General features: G+C 66.6%; 22 protein-coding genes and 6 tRNA genes. 8 read left to right on the top strand and 20 right to left on the bottom strand.

What is annotated here, in order from left to right:
* Positions 1 to 11: 11 nt before the first annotated feature.
* The 4 genes from WG898_RS23100 to WG898_RS23085 are packed head-to-tail and all read left to right on the top strand — an operon-like array spanning position 12 to position 5,177.
* Positions 12 to 1,169: a PilT/PilU family type 4a pilus ATPase gene (locus tag WG898_RS23100; protein WP_339605134.1), complete on the top strand. Its 1,158-nt coding sequence runs from the start codon at positions 12 to 14 to the stop codon at positions 1,167 to 1,169.
* Positions 1,166 to 2,323, top strand: coding sequence for a succinyl-diaminopimelate desuccinylase (gene dapE / locus WG898_RS23095; RefSeq protein ID WP_339605133.1), 1,158 nt, complete (start codon positions 1,166 to 1,168; stop codon positions 2,321 to 2,323). The genes WG898_RS23100 and dapE overlap by 4 nt, the downstream gene beginning before the upstream one ends.
* Entirely contained in the window at positions 2,320 to 3,201 is an 882-nt protein-coding gene (prmB, locus tag WG898_RS23090) for a 50S ribosomal protein L3 N(5)-glutamine methyltransferase (protein WP_339605132.1), read from the top strand. The genes dapE and prmB overlap by 4 nt, the downstream gene beginning before the upstream one ends.
* A complete protein-coding gene (locus WG898_RS23085; RefSeq protein ID WP_339605131.1) occupies positions 3,198 to 5,177 on the top strand; it encodes an ATP-binding cassette domain-containing protein in 1,980 nt (659 codons plus the stop codon). The genes prmB and WG898_RS23085 overlap by 4 nt, the downstream gene beginning before the upstream one ends.
* Positions 5,178 to 5,192: 15 nt before the next feature.
* Here the strand turns inward: WG898_RS23085 and WG898_RS23080 are convergent, their stop codons facing one another.
* The gene (locus WG898_RS23080; protein WP_339605130.1) at positions 5,193 to 5,552 is read right to left on the bottom strand and encodes a DUF1304 domain-containing protein; all 360 of its coding nucleotides are present in this window, start codon (positions 5,550 to 5,552) and stop codon (positions 5,193 to 5,195) included.
* A gap of 67 nt (positions 5,553 to 5,619) precedes the next feature.
* Between WG898_RS23080 and WG898_RS23075 the strand changes: the two genes are divergently transcribed.
* Positions 5,620 to 6,114, top strand: coding sequence for a MarR family winged helix-turn-helix transcriptional regulator (locus tag WG898_RS23075; RefSeq protein ID WP_339605129.1), 495 nt, complete (start codon positions 5,620 to 5,622; stop codon positions 6,112 to 6,114).
* A gap of 24 nt (positions 6,115 to 6,138) precedes the next feature.
* Entirely contained in the window at positions 6,139 to 6,564 is a 426-nt protein-coding gene (locus WG898_RS23070) for an organic hydroperoxide resistance protein (protein WP_339605128.1), read from the top strand.
* On the opposite strand, the gene WG898_RS23065 is transcribed toward WG898_RS23070, so the two are convergent.
* Entirely contained in the window at positions 6,561 to 7,505 is a 945-nt protein-coding gene (locus tag WG898_RS23065; RefSeq protein ID WP_339605127.1) for an asparaginase, read from the bottom strand. The genes WG898_RS23070 and WG898_RS23065 overlap by 4 nt on opposite strands.
* 90 nt (positions 7,506 to 7,595) lie before the next feature.
* Between WG898_RS23065 and lexA the strand changes: the two genes are divergently transcribed.
* Together lexA and WG898_RS23055 are read left to right on the top strand one after the other, a co-directional pair.
* Positions 7,596 to 8,294 (top strand): transcriptional repressor LexA, encoded by a 699-nt coding sequence (gene lexA / locus WG898_RS23060; RefSeq protein WP_339605126.1) that lies wholly within the window; start codon positions 7,596 to 7,598, stop codon positions 8,292 to 8,294.
* A gap of 12 nt (positions 8,295 to 8,306) precedes the next feature.
* Positions 8,307 to 8,603 carry a helix-hairpin-helix domain-containing protein gene (locus WG898_RS23055; RefSeq protein WP_339605125.1) on the top strand — a complete coding sequence of 99 codons (297 nt, stop codon included), beginning with the start codon at positions 8,307 to 8,309 and terminating at the stop codon, positions 8,601 to 8,603.
* A gap of 77 nt (positions 8,604 to 8,680) precedes the next feature.
* On the opposite strand, the gene WG898_RS23050 is transcribed toward WG898_RS23055, so the two are convergent.
* The 18 genes from WG898_RS23050 to WG898_RS22965 form a co-directional block, all read right to left on the bottom strand.
* Positions 8,681 to 8,757, bottom strand: a tRNA-Asp gene (locus WG898_RS23050).
* Positions 8,758 to 8,847: 90 nt separating this feature from the next.
* Positions 8,848 to 8,923: transfer RNA gene (locus tag WG898_RS23045), tRNA-Glu, on the bottom strand.
* Positions 8,924 to 9,011: 88 nt separating this feature from the next.
* A tRNA-Ala gene (locus tag WG898_RS23040) sits at positions 9,012 to 9,087 on the bottom strand.
* An 85-nt stretch (positions 9,088 to 9,172) separates the two neighbouring features.
* Positions 9,173 to 9,249, bottom strand: a tRNA-Asp gene (locus tag WG898_RS23035).
* Between the two features lie 82 nt (positions 9,250 to 9,331).
* Positions 9,332 to 9,407 (bottom strand) — tRNA-Glu (locus WG898_RS23030).
* Positions 9,408 to 9,455: 48 nt separating this feature from the next.
* Positions 9,456 to 9,531, bottom strand: a tRNA-Ala gene (locus tag WG898_RS23025).
* Positions 9,532 to 9,634: 103 nt separating this feature from the next.
* Positions 9,635 to 11,050 (bottom strand): glutamate--tRNA ligase, encoded by a 1,416-nt coding sequence (gene gltX / locus WG898_RS23020; protein ID WP_339605124.1) that lies wholly within the window; start codon positions 11,048 to 11,050, stop codon positions 9,635 to 9,637.
* Positions 11,047 to 12,288 carry an O-succinylhomoserine sulfhydrylase gene (locus WG898_RS23015; protein WP_339605123.1) on the bottom strand — a complete coding sequence of 414 codons (1,242 nt, stop codon included), beginning with the start codon at positions 12,286 to 12,288 and terminating at the stop codon, positions 11,047 to 11,049. The genes gltX and WG898_RS23015 overlap by 4 nt, the downstream gene beginning before the upstream one ends.
* Positions 12,289 to 12,293: 5 nt before the next feature.
* Complete coding sequence (gene purF / locus WG898_RS23010) at positions 12,294 to 13,805, bottom strand: amidophosphoribosyltransferase (protein ID WP_339605213.1); 1,512 nt, start codon at positions 13,803 to 13,805, stop codon at positions 12,294 to 12,296.
* Positions 13,806 to 13,890: 85 nt separating this feature from the next.
* Entirely contained in the window at positions 13,891 to 14,379 is a 489-nt protein-coding gene (locus WG898_RS23005) for a CvpA family protein (RefSeq protein ID WP_339605122.1), read from the bottom strand.
* Positions 14,380 to 14,381: 2 nt separating this feature from the next.
* The gene (locus WG898_RS23000) at positions 14,382 to 15,176 is read right to left on the bottom strand and encodes an SPOR domain-containing protein (RefSeq protein ID WP_339605121.1); all 795 of its coding nucleotides are present in this window, start codon (positions 15,174 to 15,176) and stop codon (positions 14,382 to 14,384) included.
* A 73-nt stretch (positions 15,177 to 15,249) separates the two neighbouring features.
* Positions 15,250 to 16,584, bottom strand: coding sequence for a bifunctional tetrahydrofolate synthase/dihydrofolate synthase (gene folC, locus WG898_RS22995; protein ID WP_339605120.1), 1,335 nt, complete (start codon positions 16,582 to 16,584; stop codon positions 15,250 to 15,252).
* 73 nt (positions 16,585 to 16,657) lie between these two features.
* A complete protein-coding gene (gene accD / locus WG898_RS22990; protein WP_285232019.1) occupies positions 16,658 to 17,530 on the bottom strand; it encodes an acetyl-CoA carboxylase, carboxyltransferase subunit beta in 873 nt (290 codons plus the stop codon).
* Between the two features lie 52 nt (positions 17,531 to 17,582).
* Complete coding sequence (trpA, locus tag WG898_RS22985; RefSeq protein ID WP_339605119.1) at positions 17,583 to 18,395, bottom strand: tryptophan synthase subunit alpha; 813 nt, start codon at positions 18,393 to 18,395, stop codon at positions 17,583 to 17,585.
* Positions 18,392 to 19,639, bottom strand: coding sequence for a tryptophan synthase subunit beta (gene trpB, locus WG898_RS22980; protein WP_339605118.1), 1,248 nt, complete (start codon positions 19,637 to 19,639; stop codon positions 18,392 to 18,394). The genes trpA and trpB overlap by 4 nt, the downstream gene beginning before the upstream one ends.
* A gap of 19 nt (positions 19,640 to 19,658) precedes the next feature.
* The gene (locus tag WG898_RS22975) at positions 19,659 to 20,306 is read right to left on the bottom strand and encodes a phosphoribosylanthranilate isomerase (protein ID WP_339605117.1); all 648 of its coding nucleotides are present in this window, start codon (positions 20,304 to 20,306) and stop codon (positions 19,659 to 19,661) included.
* Between the two features lie 5 nt (positions 20,307 to 20,311).
* The gene (truA, locus tag WG898_RS22970) at positions 20,312 to 21,100 is read right to left on the bottom strand and encodes a tRNA pseudouridine(38-40) synthase TruA (protein ID WP_339605116.1); all 789 of its coding nucleotides are present in this window, start codon (positions 21,098 to 21,100) and stop codon (positions 20,312 to 20,314) included.
* A 76-nt stretch (positions 21,101 to 21,176) separates the two neighbouring features.
* Positions 21,177 to 23,834, bottom strand: coding sequence for a motility hub landmark protein FimV (locus WG898_RS22965; RefSeq protein ID WP_339605115.1), 2,658 nt, complete (start codon positions 23,832 to 23,834; stop codon positions 21,177 to 21,179).
* Positions 23,835 to 23,964: the final 130 nt, after the last annotated feature.

Genomic DNA, 23,964 nt, shown 5'->3' with positions numbered 1-23,964 from the left:
GGGAGCCCGGCATGAGCACAGGAAATATGGAGCGCATTCTTCGGTTGATGGCCGAGAAAGGGGCGTCCGACTCCTATCTCTCGGCCAATATGCCGGTGCTGATACGCATCAACGGCCAGATCCTGCAGCTGTCCGACCAATTGCTCTCGCATGCACAGCCGCGCCAGCTCATCAGCGAGGTGATCGAGCCGGCCCAGCTGGCCGAGCTGGACCAGACCGGCGAGTTGAACATGGCGGTGGCCATCCCCAAGGTGGGCAGCTTCCGGCTCTCGGGCTTTCGCCAGCGCGGCAGCATCGCCGCGGTGTTCCGCCATATCCCGCACACCATCCCCTCGCTGGAAAGCCTGAACCTGCCACCGATACTGGGCAAGCTGGTGCAGGAAAAGCGCGGCCTGATCCTGATGGTGGGCGCCACCGGCACCGGCAAGAGCACCACGCTGGCGGCGATGCTGGAGCAGCGCAACCAGAACATGGCCGGCCACATCCTCACCATCGAGGATCCGCTGGAATACCTGTTCAGCAACAAGCGCTCGGTGGTGAACCAGCGCGAGGTGGGGCGTGATACCGCCTCCTTGCATGTGGCCTTGAAGAACGCGCTGCGCCAGTCGCCCGACTGCATCCTGATCGGCGAAATCCGCGATCGCGACACCATGACCGCGGCGATTTCCTACGCGCTCTCGGGCCATCTGGTGCTGGCCACGCTGCATGGCAACAACAGCTACCACGCGCTCAACCGCATCCTCTCCTTCTACACGCCGGAGTCGCGCCCCGCGCTGCTCAACGACCTGGCCGCGGGCCTGAAGGCGGTGATCTCACAGCGCCTGGTGCGCGCCGCCGCGGGCGGCCGCGTGCCGGTGACCGAGATCATGCTCAACACCAAGCTGATCGCAGAGTTCATCGAGCAGGGCGATTTCGCCAGCGTCAAGGAAGCGATGGAGAAGTCGATCGCCGAGGGCTCGCTGACCTTCGAGGAGCATTTCGCCAAGCTCATCAAGGACGGCACCATCACCCGCGAGGAAGGCCTGGCCTTTGCCGACTCGCCCACCAATCTGCTGTGGCGCCTGCAAAACGACATGCCCGGCCAGGCCAAGCCGAATGCCAAAAAGGAAGAGCCGGCCCAGGACGAGGCCAGCTTCACCGAAATCACCCTGGACGTGAGACCCGAATGAGCCAGGCTGACGCCACTTTCGCGCTGCTGGAGCAGCTCATTGCCCTGCCTTCTGTGACGCCGCACGACGCCGGTTGCCTGGAGCTGCTGGGTGCGCGCCTGCAGGCCCTGGGCTTCGAGCTGGAGCGCATGGACTCGGGGCCCGAGGATTTCCGTGTGAGCAATCTCTGGGCCATCAGGCGCGGCAGTGCCGCCGCCGGCCCGGTGCTGATGTTCGCCGGCCATACCGATGTGGTGCCCACCGGCTCGCTGGTGGCCTGGACCAGCGACCCCTTCGTGCCCAGCTACCGCGATGGCCGCCTCTATGGCCGCGGCACGGCCGACATGAAGAGCTCGCTGGCGGCCATGGTGGTGGCCTGCGAGGCCTTTGTGGCCGCGCATCCTGGCCATGCAGGCAGCATCGCCTTCTTGCTCACCAGCGACGAGGAAGGCCCGGCCCGCGACGGCACCGTGGTCTGCTGCGAGCGCTTGCGCGCACGCGGCCAGCGCCTGGACTACGCCATCGTCGGCGAGCCCACCTCGGTGGCGCAGATCGGCGACATGGTCAAGAACGGCAGGCGCGGCACGCTCAGCGGCAAGCTGCGCGTGCAGGGCATCCAGGGCCATGTGGCCTACCCGCAGCTGGCGCGCAACCCGGTGCACCAGGCCGCACCCGCGCTGGCCGAGCTGGCCGCCGAAGTCTGGGACCAGGGCAATAGCTATTTCCCGCCCACCACCTTCCAGATCTCGAACATCAAGGCCGGCACTGGCGCCACCAATGTGATCCCCGGCGAGCTCGAGCTGGATTTCAACTTCCGCTTTTCCACCGAGTCGACGCCGGAGGGGCTGAAGGCGCGCGTGCATGCGCTGCTCGATCGCCACGGCCTCGAATACGGCCTGGACTGGGTGCTGGGCGGCGAGCCCTTCCTGACGCCGGTGGGCAATCTCTCGGCGGCGGTGAGCGCCGCCATCGAGGCCGAGACCGGCCGCCGGCCCGAACTCTCGACCACCGGCGGCACCTCGGACGGCCGCTTCATCGCCAAGATCTGCCCGCAGGTGCTGGAGTTCGGCCCCATCAACGCCAGCATCCACAAGATCGACGAGTACGTGCCGGTCGACAATATCGCGCCGCTCACCGCCATCTACCGGCGCACCCTGGAGAACCTGTTGCTGTGACCACCCTGATTGCCTGCATCGAGGCCCACGCCGCCCGCCTGACCGAGGCGGGCGTTTCTTTTGGGCATGGCACGACCAATGCCTTTGACGAAGCGGCCTGGCTGGCGCTGTGGAGTCTCCAGCTGCCGCTGGACGCGCTCGACGAGCATGCCGAGCAAGACCTGACCCCCGAGCAGCAGGCGCGCCTGGCCGCCCTGGTGGACGAGCGCATCCTCAGCCGCAAGCCCGCCGCCTACCTGACGCGCGAGGCCTGGCTGCAGGGCGTGCCCTTCTATGTCGACGAGCGCGCCATCGTGCCGCGCAGCTTCATCGCCGAACTGATCGCCGACGCCAGCATCGACGCCTGGTTGTCCGACCGGACGCTGCGCGTGCTGGACCTGTGCACCGGCAATGGCAGCCTGGCCGTGCTGGCCGCGCTGGCCTGGCCCGAGGTGCAGGTCGACGCCATCGACCTCAGCCCCGAGGCGCTGCAGGTGGCCGAGATCAATGTGGCCAAGCATGGGCTGCAGCAACGCATCCGCCTGCTGCAGGGCGATGGGCTGGCGCCGGCGCAGGGGCCGTACGACCTGATCCTGTGCAACCCGCCCTATGTGAACAGCCAGTCCATGGCCAGCCTGCCGGCCGAATACCGCGCCGAGCCCGAACTGGCCCTGGCCGGCGGTGCCGACGGCATGGACTTTGTGCGTCGCCTGCTGGCTACCGCCCCGCAGCAACTCAGCGAGCATGGCGTGCTGGTGCTGGAGATTGGCAACGAGCGCGCGTTTTTTGAAGCGGCATTCCCGCATTTGGAAGTGGCCTGGATGGAAACATCGGCCGGAGAAGATCAAGTTTTGCTAGTCACCCAAGAATCCCTGACGAAGAAAGCCCTGCACGCATGATCACGCTGCGCAATATCACGCTGCGTCGCGGCACCAAGGTCGTGCTGGACGATGCCAGCGTCACGCTCCAGCCCGGCGAAAAGGTCGGCCTGGTGGGCCGCAACGGCGCCGGCAAGTCCAGCCTGTTCGCACTGCTGACCGACAAGCTGCAAAGCGACAAGGGCGACGTCGACATCCCGCGCCAATGGACCATGGCCGAGGTGGCGCAAAACATGCCCGAGACAGAGATGCCGGCCACCGACTTCGTGCTGGAGGGCGACACCCGCCTGATGGCCGCGCAGCAGGCCCTGGCCGCGGCCGAGGCGGCCGAGGACGGCCATGCCATGGCCGATGCCCATGCCCTGCTGATGGATGCCGGAGTGTTCGACGCCCGCCCGCGCGCCCAGGCCTTGCTGATGGGCCTGGGCTTTACCGGCGCCCAGGTGGACGCGCCGGTGAACAGCTTCTCGGGCGGCTGGCGCATGCGCCTGCAGCTGGCGCGCGCGCTGATGTGTCCGGCCGACCTGATGCTGCTGGACGAGCCCACCAACCACCTGGACCTCGACGCCCTGGTCTGGCTGGAAGCCTGGCTGCAGCGCTACGAAGGCACGCTCATCATCATCAGCCATGACCGCGAATTCCTGGACGCGATCACGCGCGTGACCCTGCACCTGGATGAGCAGAAGCTGATGCGCTATGGCGGCAACTACACCGCGTTTGAAGCCATGCGCGCCGAGCGCATGGTGCTGCAGCAGGCCGCGTTCGAGAAGCAGCAGGACCGCATGGCCCATCTGCAGAAATTCATCGACCGCTTCAAGGCCAAGGCCAGCAAGGCCAAGCAGGCGCAAAGCCGCGTGAAGGCGCTGGAGCGCATGGAGCGCCTGGCGCCGGTGCTCACCGCCTCGGATTTCTCCTTCGAGTTCCGCGAGCCGGTGAGCCTGCCGAACCCGATGCTGATGTTCGACGAGGTGGCCTGCGGTTACGCCACCGACGAGGGCGAGAAGATCATCGTGCGCGGCATCAACCGCTCGGTGCTGGCCGGCCAGCGCATCGGCATCCTGGGCGCCAACGGCCAGGGCAAGTCCACCGTGGTGAAAACCATCGCGCGCATGCAGCGCGCTTTGGGCGGCAAGATCACCGAGGGCAAGGGCCTGCAGATCGGCTACTTCGCCCAGCAGGAAATGGACGTGCTGCGCCCCGACGAGGGGCCGCTCTCGCACATGGTGCGGCTGGCCAAGGAGGTCAGCCCGAGCGCGCGCGAGCAGGAGCTGCGCGACTTCCTGGGTCAGTTCCGCTTTGTCGGCGAGATGGTCAACCAGCAGGTCGGCAGCCTCTCGGGCGGCGAGAAGGCACGCCTGGTGCTGGCCATGCTGGTATGGCAACGCCCCAACCTGCTGCTGCTGGACGAACCGACCAACCACCTGGACCTCAACACCCGCGAGGCGCTCTCGATGGCGCTCAACGAGTTCGAGGGCACGGTGATGCTGGTGAGCCATGATCGCGCCTTGCTGCGCGAGGTCTGCGATGAGTTCTGGCTGGTGAGCAAGGGCGTGGTCGGGCCCTTCGACGGCGACCTGGACGACTACCAGCGCTGGTTGCTGGAGCAGTCCAAGGAGGCGGCCAAGGCTGCCAAGGAAGCGGCCAAGGAGGCCGCGAAGGCAGGCGCGAAGAAACCGGTGGCTGCGGCACCGGTGGCCGCGCCCGCGCCTGTGCCCAAGCGTGAGGATCGCAAGTCCAGCGGCCAGGCGCGCCAGAAACTGGCCGAGCAGACCAAGCCGATGCGCAAGGAGATGGAAGCCATCGACGCCAGTCTCAACAAGTTGGCGGACGAGCGCACGGCGGTCGAGGCGCAGCTGGCATCGGGCAGCGCCACGCCGACCCAGATCGCCGATCTGGGCAAACGCCTCAAGTCCATCCACGATGAACTCGAGGCCGCCGAGTTGCGCTGGTTGGAGCTCAGCGCCGAGGTCGACGCGCTGCACGCAGCCGCCGACTGAGAAAGAAGCGCCGGCTCAGCTTAGTAGCAAGGCGGCGATCGTGAGCGCGGCCGGCAGCGCCTGCACGAAGAGGATCTTGCGGCTGGCGGTGGCCGCGCCATACAGGCCGGCCACCAGCACACAGCCCAGGAAGAAGAACTGCACCGGCCGGCCGGCGGCATCGCCCAGCAGCAGGCCCCAGGCCAGGCCGGCGGCCAGGAAGCCGTTGTAGAGCCCCTGATTCGCGGCCAGCACCTTGCTGGCCTCGGCGAATTCGGCCGTCAGGCCGAAGGCGCGGCGCCCGCGTGGCGTGGTCCATAGAAACATCTCCAGCACCAGGATGTAGACGTGCAGGGCCGCCACCAGCCCCACCAGGATCTTGCTCACCATGCCCATCGCCGCTCCTTAGAAGCAATACCCATTTAGATTGTGTGCAATTTAATTGCGAACTACATTAGCGCCCATGGACAGCGCACGCACCATCCGTACAAACCGCAAGCAGGCCGAGGGCCGCGCGCATGCCGACTGGCTGGCACTGGACCAGCAACTCTGCTTCGCGCTCTACGCCAGCTCGCTGGCCATGACCAAGCTCTACAAGCCCCTGCTGGCACCGCTGGGCCTGACCTATCCGCAGTATCTGGCGATGCTGGTGCTGTGGGAGGGCGACGACATCAGCGTCTCCGCCCTGGGCGAACGGCTGCAGCTGGATTCGGGCACCCTGACCCCCTTGCTCAAGCGCCTGGAGGCCAACGGCCTGATCCGGCGGCAACGTGCGCGGGACGACGAGCGGCGCGTCCACATCCTGCTCACCGACGCCGGCCTTGCGCTGCGGCAGCGTGCCAAACCCATACCGAAGGCCCTGGCCTGCGCCAGCGCCTGTTCGCTCGATGAATTGAGCTCCCTCACCCGGCGCCTGCATGCGCTGCGCGCGCAGCTCGGCAACGCCGCCACCACCTGACCGTTCCCCAAGGAAGCAAGCATCATGGCTCTCGACAAAGTCCTCTACACCGCCACCGCCACCGCCACCGGCGGCCGCCATGGCACGGCGCAGTCTTCGGACGGCGCGCTCAAGATCGAACTCAGCACGCCGCGCGAGCTGGGTGGCGCCGGCGGCCCCGGCACCAACCCCGAGCAGCTGTTTGCCGCAGGCTACTCGGCCTGCTTCATCGGCGCGATGAAGGCCGTGGCCGCGGCGCAGAAGCTCGCGATTCCGGCCGATGTCTCCATCACCTCGGATGTGGGCATAGGCCCGATCCCGGCCGGATTCGGCATCCAGGTGGCGATGCGCATCAGCCTGCCGGGCATGGAGCGCGCCGCCGCGCAGGCCCTCGTCGACGCTGCGCACAAGGTCTGCCCCTATTCGAACGCCACGCGCGGCAATATCGAGGTGACGCTGACCCTGGTCTAGGCCAGCAGCTGCAGGATCAGCTCGACGCGCGCCTTCACCGCTGACAGTGCGCCGGCGCTTGGCAGGCCGCTCTCGTTCTCCATCACGGGCCCGGCATCGCAACGCGAGCTGCGCAGCACGCGCACGCCCTGGGCCTGCGCCTGCAGCAGGGCCTGCTCGAGATCCTGCGCCAAGGTGCCATTGCCGGTGCCGGCCACCACCAGGCCGGCCACCCCCTGCGCCAGCAAGGCGCGCACCACGCTGCCATCGGCGCCAACGTGATTCATCACGATCTGCACCTTGGGCCAGGCCAGCGTATCGCAGGCAATGCGCGACAGGCCCAGGGGCTGGCCCGCCGGCCAGGCACCCAGCCGGCGCACTGCCCCCTCCTCCACCACGGCCAGCACCGCCTCGTCGCGGGAGCGGAAGGCGTCCACCCGGTAGCTGTGCGCCTTCTGCACCTGCACCGGGTCGTGCACGCGTCCGGCCAGGGCCACGCAGACGCCGCATGCATCCGCCTGCGCCGCCACCGCCACCGCATCGACCAGGTTCTGCGGGCCATCGGGCACCAGCGCGCTGGCCGGGCGCATCGCCGCCGTCAGCACCACGGGCTTGGTCGGCGCCAGCACCCGTTGCAGGAAGTAGGCGGTTTCCTCCAGGGTGTCGGTGCCATGGGTGATCACCACGCCCTTGACCTCGGGGCGTGCCAGCTGCCTGGCGGTGGCCTGGGCAAGGCGTTGCCAGGTCGCAAAGTCCATGTCCTTGCTGTCGAGCTGGGCCACTTGTTCGGCCTCGAGCTTGCGCCCGGCCAGCTGTGGAATCGCCGCCAGCAGGCTGGCCACCGAAAGCTGGCCGGCCGTGTAGCCGACGTTGTCCGCCGCGTCCGCCGAAGTGCCGGCAATCGTGCCGCCAGTGCCCAGGATCACGATCAAGTCATTGGTGTTGCTTTGCAATTTATTCATTCCTGGATGAAAATACAGTAGCTGGATAAATGATCAGAGACCTGCACAGGCTCGGTCTGCCAGTTTCAGCCCATTCCCAGCGAGGTCAGCGTGGACGATAGCCCCAAACTCACAGCCCGGCAGCAGCAAATCCTCGATCTGGTGCGCACCAGCATCGAGCAAACCGGTGCGCCACCCACGCGCGCCGAGATTGCACATGAGCTCGGATTTCGCTCGGCCAACGCCGCCGAAGAGCATTTGCAGGCCCTGGCGCGCAAGGGCGTGATCGAACTGCTGGGCGGCACCTCGCGCGGCATCAGGCTACGCTCGGACACGCTGCGCGCCCTCAACCTGGCGCGCGAGGCACGTACCGGCGTCAGCGGCATGCAGCTCAATCTGCCCATGCCGGCTCTGAACCAACTCACCCTACCCCTGGTGGGGCGCGTGGCGGCGGGCTCGCCCATATTGGCGCAAGAACATATCGAGCAAAACTATAGCGTCGAGGCCGGCATGTTTGCGCGCAAGCCGGACTATTTGCTACGCGTACGCGGCATGAGCATGAAAGACATTGGCATCATGGATGGCGACTTGCTGGCCGTGCAACGTGCCAGCGAGGCCAGGAACGGCCAGATCGTCGTCGCCCGCATCGGTGATGAGGTCACCGTGAAGCGTTTCAAACGCGGCAAGCAAGGCATTGAACTGCTGCCAGAAAACCCCGATTTCGAGCCCATACGCGTGAGCGAAGGCGATCAGAGCTTTGCGCTCGAAGGCCTGGCGGTCGGCTTGATACGCTCGCAGTTTCTCTCCTGAGGCGGCAGGCCCATGGCGAAACCGAGCAAGGCGGCGCATTGCGACGATTGCGTGACGCTGGAGCAGATCCCCAATATCGGCCCCGCCATGGTGGACGATCTGCGCCTGCTGGGCATACGCGTGCCGGGCGAGTTGCGCGGGCGCGATGCCTTTGTGCTCTACCAGCAGCTGTGCGCCATCACCGAGCAGCGCCACGACCCTTGCGTGCTCGATACCCTGATGGCGGCGGTTGACTTCATGGCCGGCGCTGCCGCCGCGCCCTGGTGGCATTACACGCCGCAGCGCAAGGCGCTCTACGGCAGTATCTAGCGCAGTATTTGGCGTCGCATTTGGCGCATAAACAAAAACCCCGACCGCTTGCGCAATCGGGGTTTTTTACAAAATGTTGGCGGAGTGGACGGGACTCGAACCCGCGACCCCCGGCGTGACAGGCCGGTATTCTAACCAACTGAACTACCACTCCAGATGGACAAGCATTATATAACTCATCGCATCGGCAAGTTTTGTAAATTCTCGATACTCTCGCATCGATATTTACCAAGCCTTGCAAACTTGGCGTCCCCTAGGGGATTCGAACCCCTGTAGTCACCGTGAAAGGGTGGTGTCCTAGGCCTCTAGACGAAGGGGACTAAACCTTCTTGTGAATATTATAAACCTAAATCGCGCGCCACCTGACATATCCTAATCATATTCTCAGACATATTGCCCGGTAATTGATGGTGGAGGTAAGCGGGATCGAACCGCTGACCTCTTGCATGCCATGCAAGCGCTCTCCCAGCTGAGCTATACCCCCGTGAGGACAGCGCGCCATTCAAGCGTCAAATACTCTTCTCAAAATACAAGCGGCCAACTGAATGGCCGCCGTACTAGCGAAACCTTGGCGGAGTGGACGGGACTCGAACCCGCGACCCCCGGCGTGACAGGCCGGTATTCTAACCAACTGAACTACCACTCCGCGTGGGATAAGTTACGCAAACCTTCAAACTCCTGTTTCCATCGAAACTGGCGTTCAAAGGATTGCCAAGCCTTATCAAACTTGGCGTCCCCTAGGGGATTCGAACCCCTGTAGTCACCGTGAAAGGGTGGTGTCCTAGGCCTCTAGACGAAGGGGACTAAACCTTCTACCTCTTGAACCGCGCGCCACGTCAGACCCGGAAGTCTTGGTGGAGGTAAGCGGGATCGAACCGCTGACCTCTTGCATGCCATGCAAGCGCTCTCCCAGCTGAGCTATACCCCCTCGGAAGCTGCAAACTGCTCTTGGACATATTCCGTCTGCCAAGCTGCCTGCGACTCTTTGTGTATCGCGCTGTTCAAGCGAGACATAGATTATAGGACGATTTTTACAAGGAGCGCAAGCGTTCGATCACAATTTCTTTTGAGAACAGTTCCAGCACCGCATCCACCGAGGGAGTTTGGGCGCGACCGCACACCAACACACGCACGGGTATCGCCAGCTGCGGCATCTTCAGGCCATGCGCCGTGATGACTTGCTTGATGGCGGCCTGAATCGCGGCCTTGTTCCATTCGATGCCGGCGAACTGCTCGGCCAGCGCTGCCAATGCCGGTTTCACCGCCTCGCTCACGTGGGCGGCGCGTTCTTCCGCATTCGGTGCGACCGGGCCAAAGTACATGGACAGCCAATCGGCCAGGGCCACGGTGGTGGCGCAGCGGTCCTTGAACAGCGCCACCATGGCCGGCAAGCGCGCCACATCCGCTGCCATGCCACGCTTGGCCAGTTGCGCGGCCACCAACAGGGCCAGGCGGCCATCGTCGGCCTGCTTGATGTACTGGCTGTTCACCCACTCCAGCTTGGCGGGATCCCATTGCGCCGGGCTCTTGTTGAGATGGCTACCATCGAACCAGCTCACCAGTTGTTCACGCGTGAACAACTCGTCGTCGCCATGGCTCCAGCCCAGGCGTGAGAGGTAGTTCAGCATCGCCTCGGGCAGGTAGCCAGCCTCCTCATAGGCGGTCACGCTCACAGCGCCGCGGCGCTTGGAGAGCTTCTGGCCATCGTCGCCCAGGATCACCGGCATATGGCCGAACTTCGGCAGCGGCGCGCCCAGGGCATTGAAGATATTGATCTGCCAGGGCGTGTTGTTGACATGCTCGTCGCCACGGAACACATGGCTGATCCTCATGTCCCAGTCGTCCACCACCACGGCGAAGTTGTAGGTGGGCACGCCGTCGGTGCGCAGGATGATGAGGTCGTCGATCTCGCGGTTGTTGATGCTGATGCGGCCCTTCACCACGTCGTCCCACACCACGTCGCCATGCAGCGGATTCTTGAAGCGCACCACCGGCTTCACGCCCTGCGGCACCGCCGGCAATTGCTTGCCCGGCTCGGGGCGCCAAGTGCCGTCGTAGCGGCGCTTCTCGCCGCGCGCTTCCTGGGCGGCCTTCATCGCGTCCAGTTCCTCGGGCGTGCAATAGCAGCGGTAGGCCGTGCCGGCGGCGATCATCTGCTCGACCACGGCCTGGTAGCGCTCCAGGCGCTGCATCTGGTAGATCGGGCCCTCGTCATAGTCCAGCCCCAACCACTTCATCGCGGCCAGGATCTGGTCGACCGAATCCTGGGTGGAGCGGGCCACGTCGGTGTCTTCCACGCGCAGCACGAACTGGCCGCCGTAATGCCTGGCATAAGCCCAGGAGTACAGGGCCGTGCGGGCCGTGCCCAGATGCAAAAAGCCGGTGGGCGACGGCGCGATACGGGTACGAATCGTTGTGCTCGGGGGGGTGGGGGCTTGTTGGCTCATCGGTTCTTCAAAGTGGAAAGGCCGCGCAGCAGGTCGTCGGTGATGTCGTCCACATGCTCAAGGCCGACGGCCAGCCGGATCAGGCCTTGGCCGATGCCGGCCGCCTGGCGCTGAGCCTCGCTCAGGCGTCCGTGCGAGGTGGTGGCTGGGTGGGTGATGATGGATTTCGTATCGCCCAGATTGGTGGCAATGCTCAGCATGCGTGTGCTGTCGATCAGATGGAAAGCAGCAGCTCGCGCCGCCTCGGGCGACTCGCCATGCAGATCGAAGGACACCACCGCCCCGCCCTGCCCGCCCTGCTGGCGCATCGCCAAATCATGCTGCTGATGCGATGGCAGGCCGGGATAGTAGACACGCGCCACCTCGGGCCGAGTCTCCAGCCATGTGGCCACCTTGAGGGCGTTCTCGCAATGTGCCTTCATACGCACCGAGAGCGTCTCCAGGCCTTTGAGCACCACCCAGGCATTGAAGGGCGCCAGCGTCATGCCGGCGGTGCGGATCACCGGGCCGAATACGTCCTGGATCAGCTTGGACGGGCCGCACAAGGCACCCGCCATCACCCGCCCCTGGCCGTCCAGGTACTTGGTGCCCGAGTGCATCACCAGGTCCGCGCCCAGGCTGGCCGGGCGCTGCAAGACCGGGGTGCAGAAGCTGTTGTCGACCACCAGCAGCGCACCATGGGCATGGGCCATGGCGGCCAATGCGGCGATGTCGCAGATGTCCGTAAGCGGATTGGTGGGCGTCTCGGCAAACAGCAGCTTGGTGCTCGGCTTGATGGCGGCCTGCCATTCGGCCAGATCGGTTTGCGAGACGAAGCTGGTCTCGACCCCGAACTTGCCGAACTCCTTGGCAAACAGATTGATGGTGGAACCGAATACCGAGCGCGAGCAGACCACATGGTCACCGGACTTCAGCAAGCCCATGATGAGCAGCAGGATGGCGCCCATGCCGGTCGCCGTGGCCACGGCGGCCTCGGTGCCCTCCATCGCCGCCAGGCGCGCCTCCAGGCTGCGCACGCTCGGGTTGCTGGTGCGTGCGTAGGTGAAGTCCTCCGAGGCGGCGAAGCGCCGCGCCGAGGTTTCGGCGTCGGGCTGCACAAAGCCGCTCGTCAGGAACAAGGCCTCGGAATTCTCGCCATACTGGCTGGGCGCCAGCGCGGTGCGCACCGCCAGCGTCTCGGGCCGCAGGCCCTCGGGCAGGCGCGCACGCGCAATGCGGCGGTCTTCTTCGTCGTTCATGTGCGTCAGCCCTCGGTGCGGCTTTGCAAGGCCAGGCGGCTGCGCGCCGGGCCGTCTTCCTCGTCGCCCTGGCTCTTGCGCTGCTCCTGCATGGTGGCGAAGTCCTCGGCGCTGACATCGCCGGTGATGTAGTGGCCATCGAAACAGGAGGCCTCGAAGCCCGCCAGGCCCGGCTTGAGTGCGGCCACCACACGCTTCATCGCGTCCACATCCTGGTAGATCAGCGCGTCGGCACCGATGAACTGGCGGATCTCTTCGATCGTGCGGTTGTGCGCCACCAGCTCTTCCTTGGTGGGCATGTCGATGCCATAGACATTGGGATAACGCACCGGTGGTGCGGCCGAGGCCAGGTAGACCTTGCGTGCGCCGGCCTCGCGGGCCATCTGCACGATTTCCTTGGAGGTGGTGCCACGCACGATGGAGTCGTCCACCAGCAGCACATTGCGGTTCTTGAACTCCAGGCCGATGGCATTGAGCTTCTGGCGCACCGACTTCTTGCGCGCGCCCTGCCCCGGCATGATGAAGGTGCGGCCCACATAGCGGTTCTTCACAAAGCCCTCGCGGTAGGGCTTGCCGATGCGGTGCGCCAGCTGCATCGCCGAGGGGCGGCTGGATTCGGGAATCGGGATCACGACGTCGATGTCGCTGGGCGGCATGGTGGAGATGAGGCGCTGCGCCAGCGTCTCTCCCATGTTCAGGCGCGCCTGGTAGACCGAGATGCCGTCCATCACCGAATCAGGCCGGGCCAGGTAGACGAACTCGAACATGCAGGGGTTGAGCGTCGGGTTCTCGGCGCATTGCTGGGTGTGCAGCTGACCCTTGGTGTCGATGAAGAGCGCCTCGCCGGGCGCCACGTCGCGCTCCAGCTGATGGCCCGTGCCCTCCAGTGCCACGCTTTCGCTGGCCACCATGTACTCGCCGTCCGCCGCCTTGCCGAAGCACAGCGGGCGGATGCCATAGGGGTCGCGGAAGGCCAGCAGGCCGTGGCCGGCGATCAGCGCGATCACCGCATACGAACCCTTGATGCGGCGATGCACCGCACGCACCGCCTTGAACACCTCTTCCGGCGTCAGCGGCAGGTCGCGCGCTGCCAGCTCCAGCTCATGCGCCACCACGTTCAAGAGCACCTCGGAATCGCTCTCGGTGTTGATGTGGCGGCGGTCGATGTCGAACAACTCCTTCTTCAGCGCATGCGCGTTGGTGAGGTTGCCGTTGTGCACCAGCACGATGCCGAAGGGCGCGTTGACGTAGAAAGGCTGCGCCTCTTCCTCGTTGTAGGCATTGCCCGCCGTGGGGTAGCGCACCTGGCCCAGGCCCGTGCTGCCAGGCAGCGCCCGCATATTCCGGGTGCGGAACACGTCGCGCACCATGCCGCGCGCCTTGTGCATGAAGCATTTGTTGCCCTGCATCGTGACGATGCCGGCCGCATCCTGGCCGCGGTGCTGCAGCAGCAGCAGGGCGTCGTAGATCAGCTGGTTGACGGGCGCCTGGGAGATCACACCGACGATGCCGCACATATCGTTTACCTCGAATAGCGTCTCAGCAAGAGACTTCACTGAACCATACACAGGGCGCGGGCACTTGTGGCACCCGCGCCGGATTTCAAACCGGAATGAACTTCAATACCTCGGCCGGCAACAGCGGCTTGAGCCCCTGCAACAGGGCCTGCAGCCAGGGCGCCAGCTGCGAGTCGCTCCAGGCCGCCGACTCCACCACCGGCGTCATGCTCACCACCACCACCAGCAGCAGGCCGATCAGCACGCCACGCAGCACGCCAAAGCCGGCACCACCGAGGCGATCGAACACGCTCAGCGGCGTGGCATGGATGAGCGCCCGAAGCAGCTTGGCCGCCAGCCCCCATACGATCAGGATCAGCACAAAGCCAAGCACCAGGCTCGCGGCATGCGTGAGCACCGGCCCCATGCGCTCGGCCGGCAGCCAGCCCTCGGTCCAGGGCGACAGGTAGCGCGCGCCCAGATAGGCCACCACCCAGCCGGCGATGGAAAGAACTTCGAACACCAGACCGCGCCACAAGCCCAGCAGCACCGAAATGCCCAGCAGGCCCAGCAGGACAAGGTCGACCCAGGCCATCGTCAGAGCGTCAGTACCGCGGTGGAGAGGCCACCGCCACGCACCTTTGCCGCGGCCTTGTCGGCCTCCTCACGGCTGGCGAAGGGGCCCACGCGCACGCGGATGCGCTTGCCATCGGCGGTTTCCACCGCCTGGGTATAGGTCTTGAGGCCGAGCTTCTCGACCTTGCTGCGCGCCTCCTGCGCGGCCTTGGCGTCGGCATAGGCGCCCACCTGCACGATGAAGCGCGCGCCCGCGGCGTCGCTGGCCTTTTTGTCGGCGGCGGGCTTGCCCTCCAGCAGGGCCTGCACGCGCGCGGCCTCGGCCTTGGCGTCGGGCCTGGGCGCATCCGGCGCCTTCTTCTCCGCCTTGACGTCGGCCTTGGTTTCGGCCTTGACTTCGGGCTTGGGCTTGTCCACCGGTTTGTCTACCGTCTTGGCGGCGGGGGCGGGCGTCGGCTTGGGCTCGACATCGTGGGCTTCGCGGGCTTCGGTGATGATGCCCTGGCCCTGCTCGGCGGTGGCCACCGGCGCCTCTTGCGAAGCGGCGGGCGCAGGCGCCGGGGCTGGGGCCGGAATGGCCAGCGGCGGCAAGGCATCCTTGCGCGGGATCTCGATCGGCAGGTCCACCGGGATCGGTCGCGGCTGGGTCTCGAACACCAGCGGGAAGCCGATCACACCGATGCCCACCAGCACGGCCGCACCGATCAGGCGACGGCGCGCACGCAAGCGCAGCTCCTGCACGGCATCCAGGCTGTCGGAGACCGGTTTGGCCGCGGGGGCGGCCGCTGTGCGCTTGAAGAAGGACAGCAGATCCATGTCGTGGGCGGTGCCTTGAATTGAAAGCGGCCTCCATTCGGGGGCCGCGGTCGTGGGGTCCTGATCCTGAGATTCAGTGCTGCGTTGCGCCGCCGCCCGCGCTGATGCGCGGCAGGCCTTGCTGCAGCACTCCTCCCACGGTGTAGAAGGAACCGAAGACCAGAATTCTATCAGCGGGGTCGGCCGCCGCGGCGGCGGCGGCCAGGGCTTCCATGGGCGCCGCATGCTGGAAACTCTGCACACCGGCGGGCGTCTTCAGCCTGCCGGCCGCACGCAGCGCTTCGAACTGGGCCGCCAATGCCTGCGCCGTGGCGGCGCGCGGCAAAGGCAGATCGGTGAAATGCCAGGCATCCACCAGGGGCGCGATGCGTTCAAGAATCTGCGCCAGGTCCTTGTCGGCCATGGCGCCGAACACCACATGGGTGCGCGGGAAGAAGCCCATCTGATCGAGGTTCTGCGCCAGCGCCGCCACCGCATGGGGGTTGTGCGCCACGTCCAGTACCAGCGCCGGCTGGCCCGGCACGACCTGGAAGCGCCCCGGCAGCTCCACCATGGCCAGCCCGGTGCGCACCGCCTGCGCGCTGATGGGCAGGCGCTCGTACAAGGCCTCGAACACCGCCAGCACACCCGCGGCATTGAGCAGCTGATTCACGCCGCGCAGGGCCGGATAGGCCATGCCGCTGAAGCGCCGGCCGCGGCCCGCCCATTGCCATTGCTGACGGTCGCCGCTGTAGGTGAAATCGCGCCCAAGCTGGCGCAGGTCGGCACCAATGCCGGCGGCAAACTCGGCGATCGAGGCCGGCGGCATCGGGTCACTCACCACAACCGGCTTGCCCGCACGCATGATGTGAGCCTTCTCGCGCCCCACCGACTCGCGGTCGCTGCCCAGGAACTCGGTGTGATCCAGATCGATGCTGGTGATCACCATGCAATCGGCATCGATCGCGTTCACCGCGTCCAGCCGCCCGCCCAGGCCCACCTCCAGGATCACCAGGTCCAGCGGCTCGGCCGCCAGCCGGTGCAGGATCGCCAGCGTGGTGAATTCGAAATAGGTCAGCGCCAGTTCGCCACGCGCAGCCTCGACGGCCTCGAAATGCGGCAGCAGCGACTCGGCCGGCACCGGCGCCCCGCCCACCCGGCAGCGCTCCTGGAAATGCACCAGGTGCGGCTTGATGTAGAGGCCTACCCGATAGCCCGCGTGCAGGGCGATGGACTCCAGCATCGCGCAGGTGGAGCCCTTGCCATTGGTACCCGCCACCATCACCACCGGCGCCTCGAAGCGCAGACCCAGGCGATCACGCAACTCGGCCACGCGGGCCAGGGTCATGTCGATTTCCTTGGGATGCAGGCGCTCGCAATGGGCGAGCCAGTCATCGAGGCGCTGTTGGGCAGTGGAGCTGCTGGTCATCTGGAATCTGCAAAGCAACACGGCCAGACCTTGCGGGCCTGGCCGTGCGGGGTTTCATCAACAAAGCAATCGTTCAGGCCACCGCGTCCGAGCTCTGGCGCTGCAGCATGGCGAGCTGGCGCGCAATCGTCTCGCGCAGCTGGCGGCGGTCCACGATCATGTCGACCGCGCCCTTTTCCATCAGGAACTCGGCGCGCTGGAAGCCCGGCGGCAGCTTCTCGCGCACCGTGTTCTCGATCACGCGCGGGCCGGCAAAGCCGATCAGGGCCTTGGGCTCGGCGATCACGATATCGCCCACAAAGGCGAAGCTGGCGGATACGCCACCCATGGTGGGGTCGGTCAGCACGCTGATGTACGGCAACTTGGCCTTGGCCAGGCGGCTCAGCGCCGCATTGGTCTTGGCCATCTGCATCAGGCTCAAGAGGCCTTCCTGCATGCGCGCGCCGCCGGTGGCGGTGAAGCAGATGAAGGGGGTCTTCTGTTCCAGGGCGGTTTCGACGCCACGCGCAAAACGCTCACCCACCACCGAGCCCATGGAGCCGCCCATGAAGTCGAACTCGAAGCAGGCCGCCACCACCGGCACGCTCATCACCGCGCCGCCTATCACCACCAGGGCATCGGTCTCGCCGGTGGACTCCAGCGCTTCCTTGAGCCGGTCGGGATACTTCTTGCTGTCCTTGAACTTCAGCGCATCCACCGGCAGCACCTCCTGGCCGATCTCGTAGCGGCCTTCGCCGTCGAGGAAGGCGTTCAGGCGCGCACGCGCGCCGATGCGGTGGTGGTGGCTGCACTTGGGGCAGACATTGACGTTCTGCTCCAGATCGGTCTTGTAGAGCACCGTCTCGCAGGACGGGCACTTGATCCACAGGCCCTCGGGCACCGTGCGGCGCTCGTTGGGGTCCTGTTGCTGCATCTTGGGCGGCAGAAGTTTCTCGAGCCAACTCATTGCAGATTCCTTTTTGCTAGCCGGCCCGGGCGAAGTGCCCTGGGCCAGAGTGTCAAGTCGATGCCGGCAGCGCGTCCAGCGCCGCCCGTATCTCGCGGATGAATTCAGCACCCGTGGCGGCGACATTATCGCGTGTCTGCACCTCCAGCAGCTGAACCAGGCGCGAGCCGATCACCACCGCGTCCGAAACCCGGCCCACGGCCTGGGCCGTGGCGGCGTCGCGGATGCCAAAGCCCACGCCCACCGGCACGCTCACATGGGCGCGGATGCGCGGAATCATCGCGGCCACCGCCTCGGTGTCCAGATGCCCGGCACCGGTCACGCCCTTGAGCGAGACGTAGTAGACATAGCCGCGCGCCACCTGGCCGATGCGCGCCATGCGCGCATCGGTGGAGGTGGGGGCGAGCAGGAAGATCGGGTCCAGCTCCTGCGCGCTCAGCGCGGCCGCGAAGGCCTCGCATTCCTCGGGCGGGTAATCCACCACCAGCACGCCATCCACGCCGGCCGCCTTGGCATCGCGCACGAAGCGCTCCATGCCATAGCGTTCGATCGGGTTGGCATAGCCCATCAGCACCACCGGCGTGCTGCTGTTGCGCGCCCGGAAGGCACGCACATAGGCCAGCACCTGGGGCATGCCGATGCCATGGGTCAGCGCCCGCTCGGCGGCGCGCTGGATCACCGGGCCGTCGGCCATCGGGTCCGAGAAGGGCACGCCCAGCTCGATCACATCGGCACCGGCCTCGGCCATGGCCAGCATCAGCTCGACCGTGGTTTCGGGAAAGGGGTCGCCCGCATGCACGAAGGGAATCAGCGCCTTGCGGCCCTCGGCCGCGAGCCGCGCGAAGGTGGCTTGGATGCGGTTCATGCCTGGCCTCCCTTCACAGCCTGGCCCTTGCAGGAAGGCCGGCAGAAGAACTCGGCATGCGAGAGATCGGCCACCGTGCCGATGTCCTTGTCGCCACGGCCCGAGAGGTTCACCAGCAGATGCTGGTCGGCTCGCATGGTCGGCGCCAGCTTCATCGCATGGGCCACCGCATGGCTGGATTCCAGCGCCGGGATGATGCCCTCGGTGCGACACAGATAGTGGAAAGCGGCCAGCGCCTCCGCATCGGTGACGCCCACATATTCGGCGCGGCCGATGTCCTTCAGATAGGCATGCTCGGGGCCGACGCCGGGATAGTCCAGGCCGGCCGAGATCGAATGCGTCTCGATGATCTGGCCGTTCGCGTCCTGCAGCAGATAGGTGCGATTGCCATGCAGCACGCCGGGGCTGCCGGCCGAGAGCGTGGCCGCATGCTTGCCGCTCGCCACGCCCAGGCCGGCCGCCTCCACACCGATCAGGCGCACGCCGGCATGCTCGATATAGGGGTAGAAGATGCCGATGGCGTTCGAGCCACCGCCCACGCAGGCGATCACCGCATCGGGCTGGCGGCCGATCATCGGCGGCATCTGGGTCAGGCATTCATCGCCGATGACGCGCTGGAAGTCGCGCACCATCATCGGATAGGGATGCGGGCCGGCCACCGTGCCGATGATGTAGAAGGTCGATTCCACATTCGTGACCCAGTCGCGCATGGCCTCGTTGAGCGCGTCCTTGAGGGTCTTGGAGCCCGATTCCACCGGCACCACACGCGCACCCAGCAGGTTCATGCGGTAGACATTGGGCGACTGGCGCTTGACGTCCTCGCTGCCCATATAGACCACGCATTCCATGCCGTAGCGGGCGCAGATGGTGGCCGTGGCCACGCCATGCTGGCCGGCGCCGGTTTCGGCGATCACGCGCTTCTTGCCCATGCGCTTGGCCAGCAGGGCCTGGCCTATGGTGTTGTTGACCTTGTGCGCGCCGGTGTGGTTCAGGTCTTCGCGCTTGAGGTAGATCTGCGCGCCGCCGAGCTCGCGGCTCATGCGGTCGGCGTGATAGATGGGGCTGGGGCGGCCGACGAAATGGGCCAGCTCGCGCCGGTACTCGGCGATGAACTCGGGGTCGCGGCTGTAATGCGCGTAGGCCTCGTTCAGCTCATCCAGGGCGTGCACCAGGGTCTCGGCGACAAAGCGCCCACCGTAGGGTCCGAAATGCCCGCGGGCATCGGGTTGGTCATAGGTCGTCATGGGGGATTCTTCTCACTCTTCAGCTATTGGCTTCATCGAGGCGTGCATCGGCTTCACGCACCGCCTCGCAGAACTGACGCATCAGCGCGGCGCTCTTGAGGCCCTTGCCGGCCTCCTCCACACCCGAGCTGACGTCAACGGCCCAGGGCCGGACCTGAAGAATCCCTTCGATCACATTTCCGGCATGCAACCCACCAGACAAAACGACTGGAGAGGGCACGTTTCTTGGAATGAGTGACCAATCGAAAACCTTTCCGCCTCCGCCATAGCCCTCGACATGGGCGTCGAGCAGCAGGCCTTGGGCGCTGGAGAACTGAGACGCGAAGTCTAGCAAATCAAAACCCGGCCCCATGCGGGCAGCGCGCAAATAGGGGCGCGCGGCGCGCTCGCAGTCCGCCCTGCCCTCGTCGCCATGGAACTGCACGAGCATATTGGGCAGGGCCTGCAGGCCGGCCGCCAGCTCGGCGTCGCCGGCGTTGACGAACAGACCAACCGGCGTCACGAAGGGCGGCAGGCGGCGCGCCAGCTCGGCGGCGCGCTGTGGCGTCACGGCGCGCGGGCTTTTGGCGTAGAACACAAAGCCGATCGCATCGGCGCCGGCCTCGACGGCGGCGTCCACATCGGCCTCGCGGGTCAATCCACAGATCTTGATGCGGGTACGGCTCATAGGTGTCAGGGCAGCCAGTCCATGGCCGCCGTCTTGTCGGGCAGTTGCAGCTCCGCATCGTAGTACGGGCCCACGAAGTAGAGGCCATCGGGCGCAAAGGTCGGGGCCGCGAGCTTGCGGTCGCGCGCCGCCAGCACCTCGGCCAGCCAGGCCACCGAGCGCGTGCCCGTACCCACCGCCAGCAGGCAGCCCATGATGTTGCGCACCATGTGATGCAAAAAGGCCGAGGCATCGAACTCGAAGCGCCAGTAGGCGCCGCGTCGGTGGATCTCGATGGCGCGCAGCGTCTTGATCGGCGAGGCCGCCTGGCACTCGGCCGAGCGGAAGGAGCTGAAGTCATGCTCGCCCAGTAACACCTCGACCGCGGCGCGCATCGCCTCACCGTCCAGCGGCCTGAAGATCCACCCTGCCCCGCCCGCCTCGATCGCTGGCCGCACCGCCGACTCGAGCAGCAAATAGGCGTAGCGTCGGCCGCGCGCATGGTTGCGGGCATGGAAATCGGCGCCGGGAAAGGCACACCACTGGATCGCGATATCGGGCGGCAGATAGCGGTTCGTGCCGCGTATCCACGAAAACGGATCCCGCTCCACCTGGGCATCGAAGTGCACCACCTGGTTCAGCCCATGCACGCCGGCATCGGTGCGTCCTGCGCAGATGGTGCGTATCGGGTGGGCGGCGAATTTGGCCAGGCCGCGCTCCAGCTCGTCCTGCACCGTGCCGCCGCCGGGCTGGCTCTGCCAGCCCTTGTAGGCAGTGCCCCGGTAGCTCACTCCCAGCGCCACGCGCGTTGTCATCTCGTCCCCAAATGAAAGAAAAGGCGCCCGGTCGGCCCGAGCGCCTTGATTGTCGCCGCGCGTTTGCGCCGGCCCGTCAGCGCAGCTCGTCCAGCATGGCCTGGGCCTTGGCCTTGAGCGCACCGTCGGCCTTGGCGATCAGCTCCTGCAGCACATCGCGTGCGCCCTCGGTATCGCCGATCTGGCGGAACTCGTCGGCCAGTTCCAGCTGACGCTGCAAGGGGTCGCCCTCGTCATCGCCCAGTGCGTCCAGCGCATCGCCGAGTTTGTCGTCGGCATGGCTCGCGGCCGTGGTCTCCTGCAGCACGGTATCGAAATTGGCCGACAGACCTTCATCCAGCTGCGTCACTTCCGCCGCCGGCAAGGCTGCCGTCGGCTCGGGGCCAGGCAGGTCAAGGTCAATACTGGACAGGTCGAAATCCAGCGCCGGCGTCGACGCCTCGGCGGCCTGGGCCGGCGCGGCCGGCATGTCGAAGTCGCCCAGGTCGTTCAGATCGAACTCCAGATCGGGCGCCGCCGCCGGTGCCGAGACGTCCAGATCCATGGCCAGCGGTGCCTGCTCGACCGTGGTCGCCAGGGCCTGAGTGGCATCCATGGAGCGGCTGTCGGCGGGCGCGGGCGAACCCAGGTCCAGATCCAGGTCGAGATCCAGCATGCTCGGCGGGCCGGCATCCGCGGCACGCTCGACCGGCGCCGTGGCCAGATGCGCCACATTCGAGGCCGGCAGCGTGGTCGCATTCATGGGCTCGGGCCGCATGTCCTCGTCGCCGCTTTCGGTGACCGGCGCGCCGCCGGGCTGATACAGCGGATTGTCCGGATCGATCTGGCGACCCAGCTCCTGCGCACGCTCCCAGTCCTCGCCCACGCCATGCGTTTCGGCATACAGGTGTACGGCGAGTTGTTCAAAGCCCTTGGTGTCGCGGCGCTTGGCGTAGACCTCCAGCAGCTTGAGGCGGATCGCCAGGCGCTCGGGGTTGGCGCGCAAGGCTTCCTTGAGAATTTCCTCGGCCTGCAGATCGCGGCCATAGGCCAGGTAGACATCGGCCTCGGCAACCGGATCCACATCGCCGATGGCATCCAGCTGGCTGAGCGAATAGCTCATCGACGACTGGCCGCTGGTCGACGCGTCGCGCGTGTCGACGCGTTGACCGCCACTGGCGCCGAAGAAGGAATCCGGCTGCATGCGGCTCTCGGTGAAACCGGTCTCGGCATGCTGGGCGGGCTGCTTGCGCGAGCGCCAGCGCAGGAAGGCCGCACCGCCCAACAATGCCAGCAGGCCGGCGCCCAGCGGCAGGATGTTGTCCATCAAGGTGTCCATCACCCCAGGCGCCTCGGACACCGGCATGGCCGGCGCACTTGCCGCCGGCTTGGGCGGCAGCGGCTTGGAGGCCGCCACCGGCGCCGGCGCAGGCGCCGATGCCGGCGCCGATGCCGGCAGCACCGGTGCCGGCGTCACGACGGCGGGGGCAACGGCCGGTGCCGGTGCCGGTGCCGGTGCCGGTGCCGGTGCGGGAGCCGGCGCGGGTGCAGGGCTCGGCGCCGGTGCTGGTGCAGGCGTTGGCGCCGGGCTGGGTGCCGGTGCCGGCTTGGCCGCCGACGAGAGCTTCTTCAGCTCTTCGACATTGCGTGTCAGCTCGGCCACACGGGTGGCGGCGTCCTTCTTCTCGGTATCCTTGGACAGCTTGGCTTCGGCACCCGAGCCAGGCTTGCTGAGCGTCAGCTTGTCGGGCGTGGTGGCGGCGGCCGGCTTGCGGTCTTCCACCGCGGCCTGCACCTTGCCCTTGGCCTGGCGCGCGCTTTCCTGCGCTGCCATCTCGGGCGCGCCGCTGGCCAGGCGCTGGCGATAACTGCTGAAGTCAGCGCTCTGGGCCTGGATCACCTGGCGGGCTTCATTCGGGCTGATGGCCGCCAGCGTCTCACCGCCGGGCACTTGCAGCACCGAACCGGCCTTCAGGCGGTTCATGTTCTCGTTGATGAAGGCGTCCGGGTTGTTGCGGTACAGGCCCACCAGCATCTGGTCGAGCGATACCCCGGGCGCCTGGGTCTTGCTGGCCACGCGCGAGAGCGTGTCGCCCGGCTTGACGGCGTATTCGCTCGAGGCCGCTGCGGCTACCGGCTTGGGTGCTGGCGCGGGCTTGGGCGCCGGTGCTGCGGCCGCCACCTGCGGCTCGGGCTTGCTCTCCTGGCGCGGTTTTGCCGGCGCGGCGGGTGGCAGCGGCGCTGGCGCGCGGCTCGCCACCGGCGGCACCGCCGCGGGCTCGGCCGGCGTCGGCGCGATCACCGGCGCGGTGGCCACTTCGGCGGCGGGTTTGGGCGTGCCCGGCGGATCGAACAGCAAGGTGTATTCACGCACCAGACGGCCGCTGGCCCAGTTGATCTCGAGGATCACATCGACGAAGGGCTCCTGCACCGCGCGATCACTGGCAATGCGCAGAAAGGGCCGGCCGTCGGCGCGGCGGCTCAGCTGCACCTGGGTGGCGCTGAGCACGGCGTTGTACTCGACACCCGCGGCCCGGTAGGACTCGGGCGGCGCAACGCGCAGCTTCAATGTGCCGGCCTCTTCCGACGTCAGGCTGGTGACATCGATCTCGGCCTTGAGCGTTTCGCCCAGGGACGATTGCACCGAGAGCCGACCGAGGCCCAGGCCCCAGGCGGTGGTGCTGGCCACGGCCAGAACAGCCACTGCCACATGGGTCAGGGCAAAGCGCGCATAAGCGCCAGGATGAGTATTCAAGGCGTCCCCCAAAGCAACAAGGCGGGCACCCCAGGGTGTCCGCCTGTCTAGACGATGTTTGTATTGCTGCTCGCAGCCCTCGCGATGCTGTCCCATGCGGTCAGACGACATGAAATCACAACAGCATCAA

Origin of the sequence: Paucibacter soli (assembly GCF_037482845.1) — a bacterium.
Classification (GTDB): Bacteria; Pseudomonadota; Gammaproteobacteria; order Burkholderiales; family Burkholderiaceae_C; genus Paucibacter_B; species Paucibacter_B soli.
Note: the sequence above shows the minus strand (reverse complement) of the source record. Positions and strands in the feature narration are given on the sequence as shown.

What these genes read in the sequence shown, in the direction of transcription:
- WG898_RS23100 (WP_339605134.1), top strand. Translation starts at nt 12, where the DNA reads ATGAGCACAGGAAATATGGAGCGCATTCTTCGGTTGATGGCCGAGAAA.
- dapE (WP_339605133.1), top strand. Translation starts at nt 1,166, where the DNA reads ATGAGCCAGGCTGACGCCACTTTCGCGCTGCTGGAGCAGCTCATTGCC.
- WG898_RS23085 (WP_339605131.1), top strand. Translation starts at nt 3,198, where the DNA reads ATGATCACGCTGCGCAATATCACGCTGCGTCGCGGCACCAAGGTCGTG.
- WG898_RS23080 (WP_339605130.1), bottom strand. Translation starts at nt 5,552, where the DNA reads ATGGGCATGGTGAGCAAGATCCTGGTGGGGCTGGTGGCGGCCCTGCAC.
- WG898_RS23075 (WP_339605129.1), top strand. Translation starts at nt 5,620, where the DNA reads ATGGACAGCGCACGCACCATCCGTACAAACCGCAAGCAGGCCGAGGGC.
- WG898_RS23070 (WP_339605128.1), top strand. Translation starts at nt 6,139, where the DNA reads ATGGCTCTCGACAAAGTCCTCTACACCGCCACCGCCACCGCCACCGGC.
- WG898_RS23065 (WP_339605127.1), bottom strand. Translation starts at nt 7,505, where the DNA reads ATGAATAAATTGCAAAGCAACACCAATGACTTGATCGTGATCCTGGGC.
- WG898_RS23055 (WP_339605125.1), top strand. Translation starts at nt 8,307, where the DNA reads ATGGCGAAACCGAGCAAGGCGGCGCATTGCGACGATTGCGTGACGCTG.
- gltX (WP_339605124.1), bottom strand. Translation starts at nt 11,050, where the DNA reads ATGAGCCAACAAGCCCCCACCCCCCCGAGCACAACGATTCGTACCCGT.
- WG898_RS23015 (WP_339605123.1), bottom strand. Translation starts at nt 12,288, where the DNA reads ATGAACGACGAAGAAGACCGCCGCATTGCGCGTGCGCGCCTGCCCGAG.
- purF (WP_339605213.1), bottom strand. Translation starts at nt 13,805, where the DNA reads ATGTGCGGCATCGTCGGTGTGATCTCCCAGGCGCCCGTCAACCAGCTG.
- WG898_RS23005 (WP_339605122.1), bottom strand. Translation starts at nt 14,379, where the DNA reads ATGGCCTGGGTCGACCTTGTCCTGCTGGGCCTGCTGGGCATTTCGGTG.
- WG898_RS23000 (WP_339605121.1), bottom strand. Translation starts at nt 15,176, where the DNA reads ATGGATCTGCTGTCCTTCTTCAAGCGCACAGCGGCCGCCCCCGCGGCC.
- folC (WP_339605120.1), bottom strand. Translation starts at nt 16,584, where the DNA reads ATGACCAGCAGCTCCACTGCCCAACAGCGCCTCGATGACTGGCTCGCC.
- accD (WP_285232019.1), bottom strand. Translation starts at nt 17,530, where the DNA reads ATGAGTTGGCTCGAGAAACTTCTGCCGCCCAAGATGCAGCAACAGGAC.
- trpA (WP_339605119.1), bottom strand. Translation starts at nt 18,395, where the DNA reads ATGAACCGCATCCAAGCCACCTTCGCGCGGCTCGCGGCCGAGGGCCGC.
- trpB (WP_339605118.1), bottom strand. Translation starts at nt 19,639, where the DNA reads ATGACGACCTATGACCAACCCGATGCCCGCGGGCATTTCGGACCCTAC.
- WG898_RS22975 (WP_339605117.1), bottom strand. Translation starts at nt 20,306, where the DNA reads ATGAGCCGTACCCGCATCAAGATCTGTGGATTGACCCGCGAGGCCGAT.
- truA (WP_339605116.1), bottom strand. Translation starts at nt 21,100, where the DNA reads ATGACAACGCGCGTGGCGCTGGGAGTGAGCTACCGGGGCACTGCCTAC.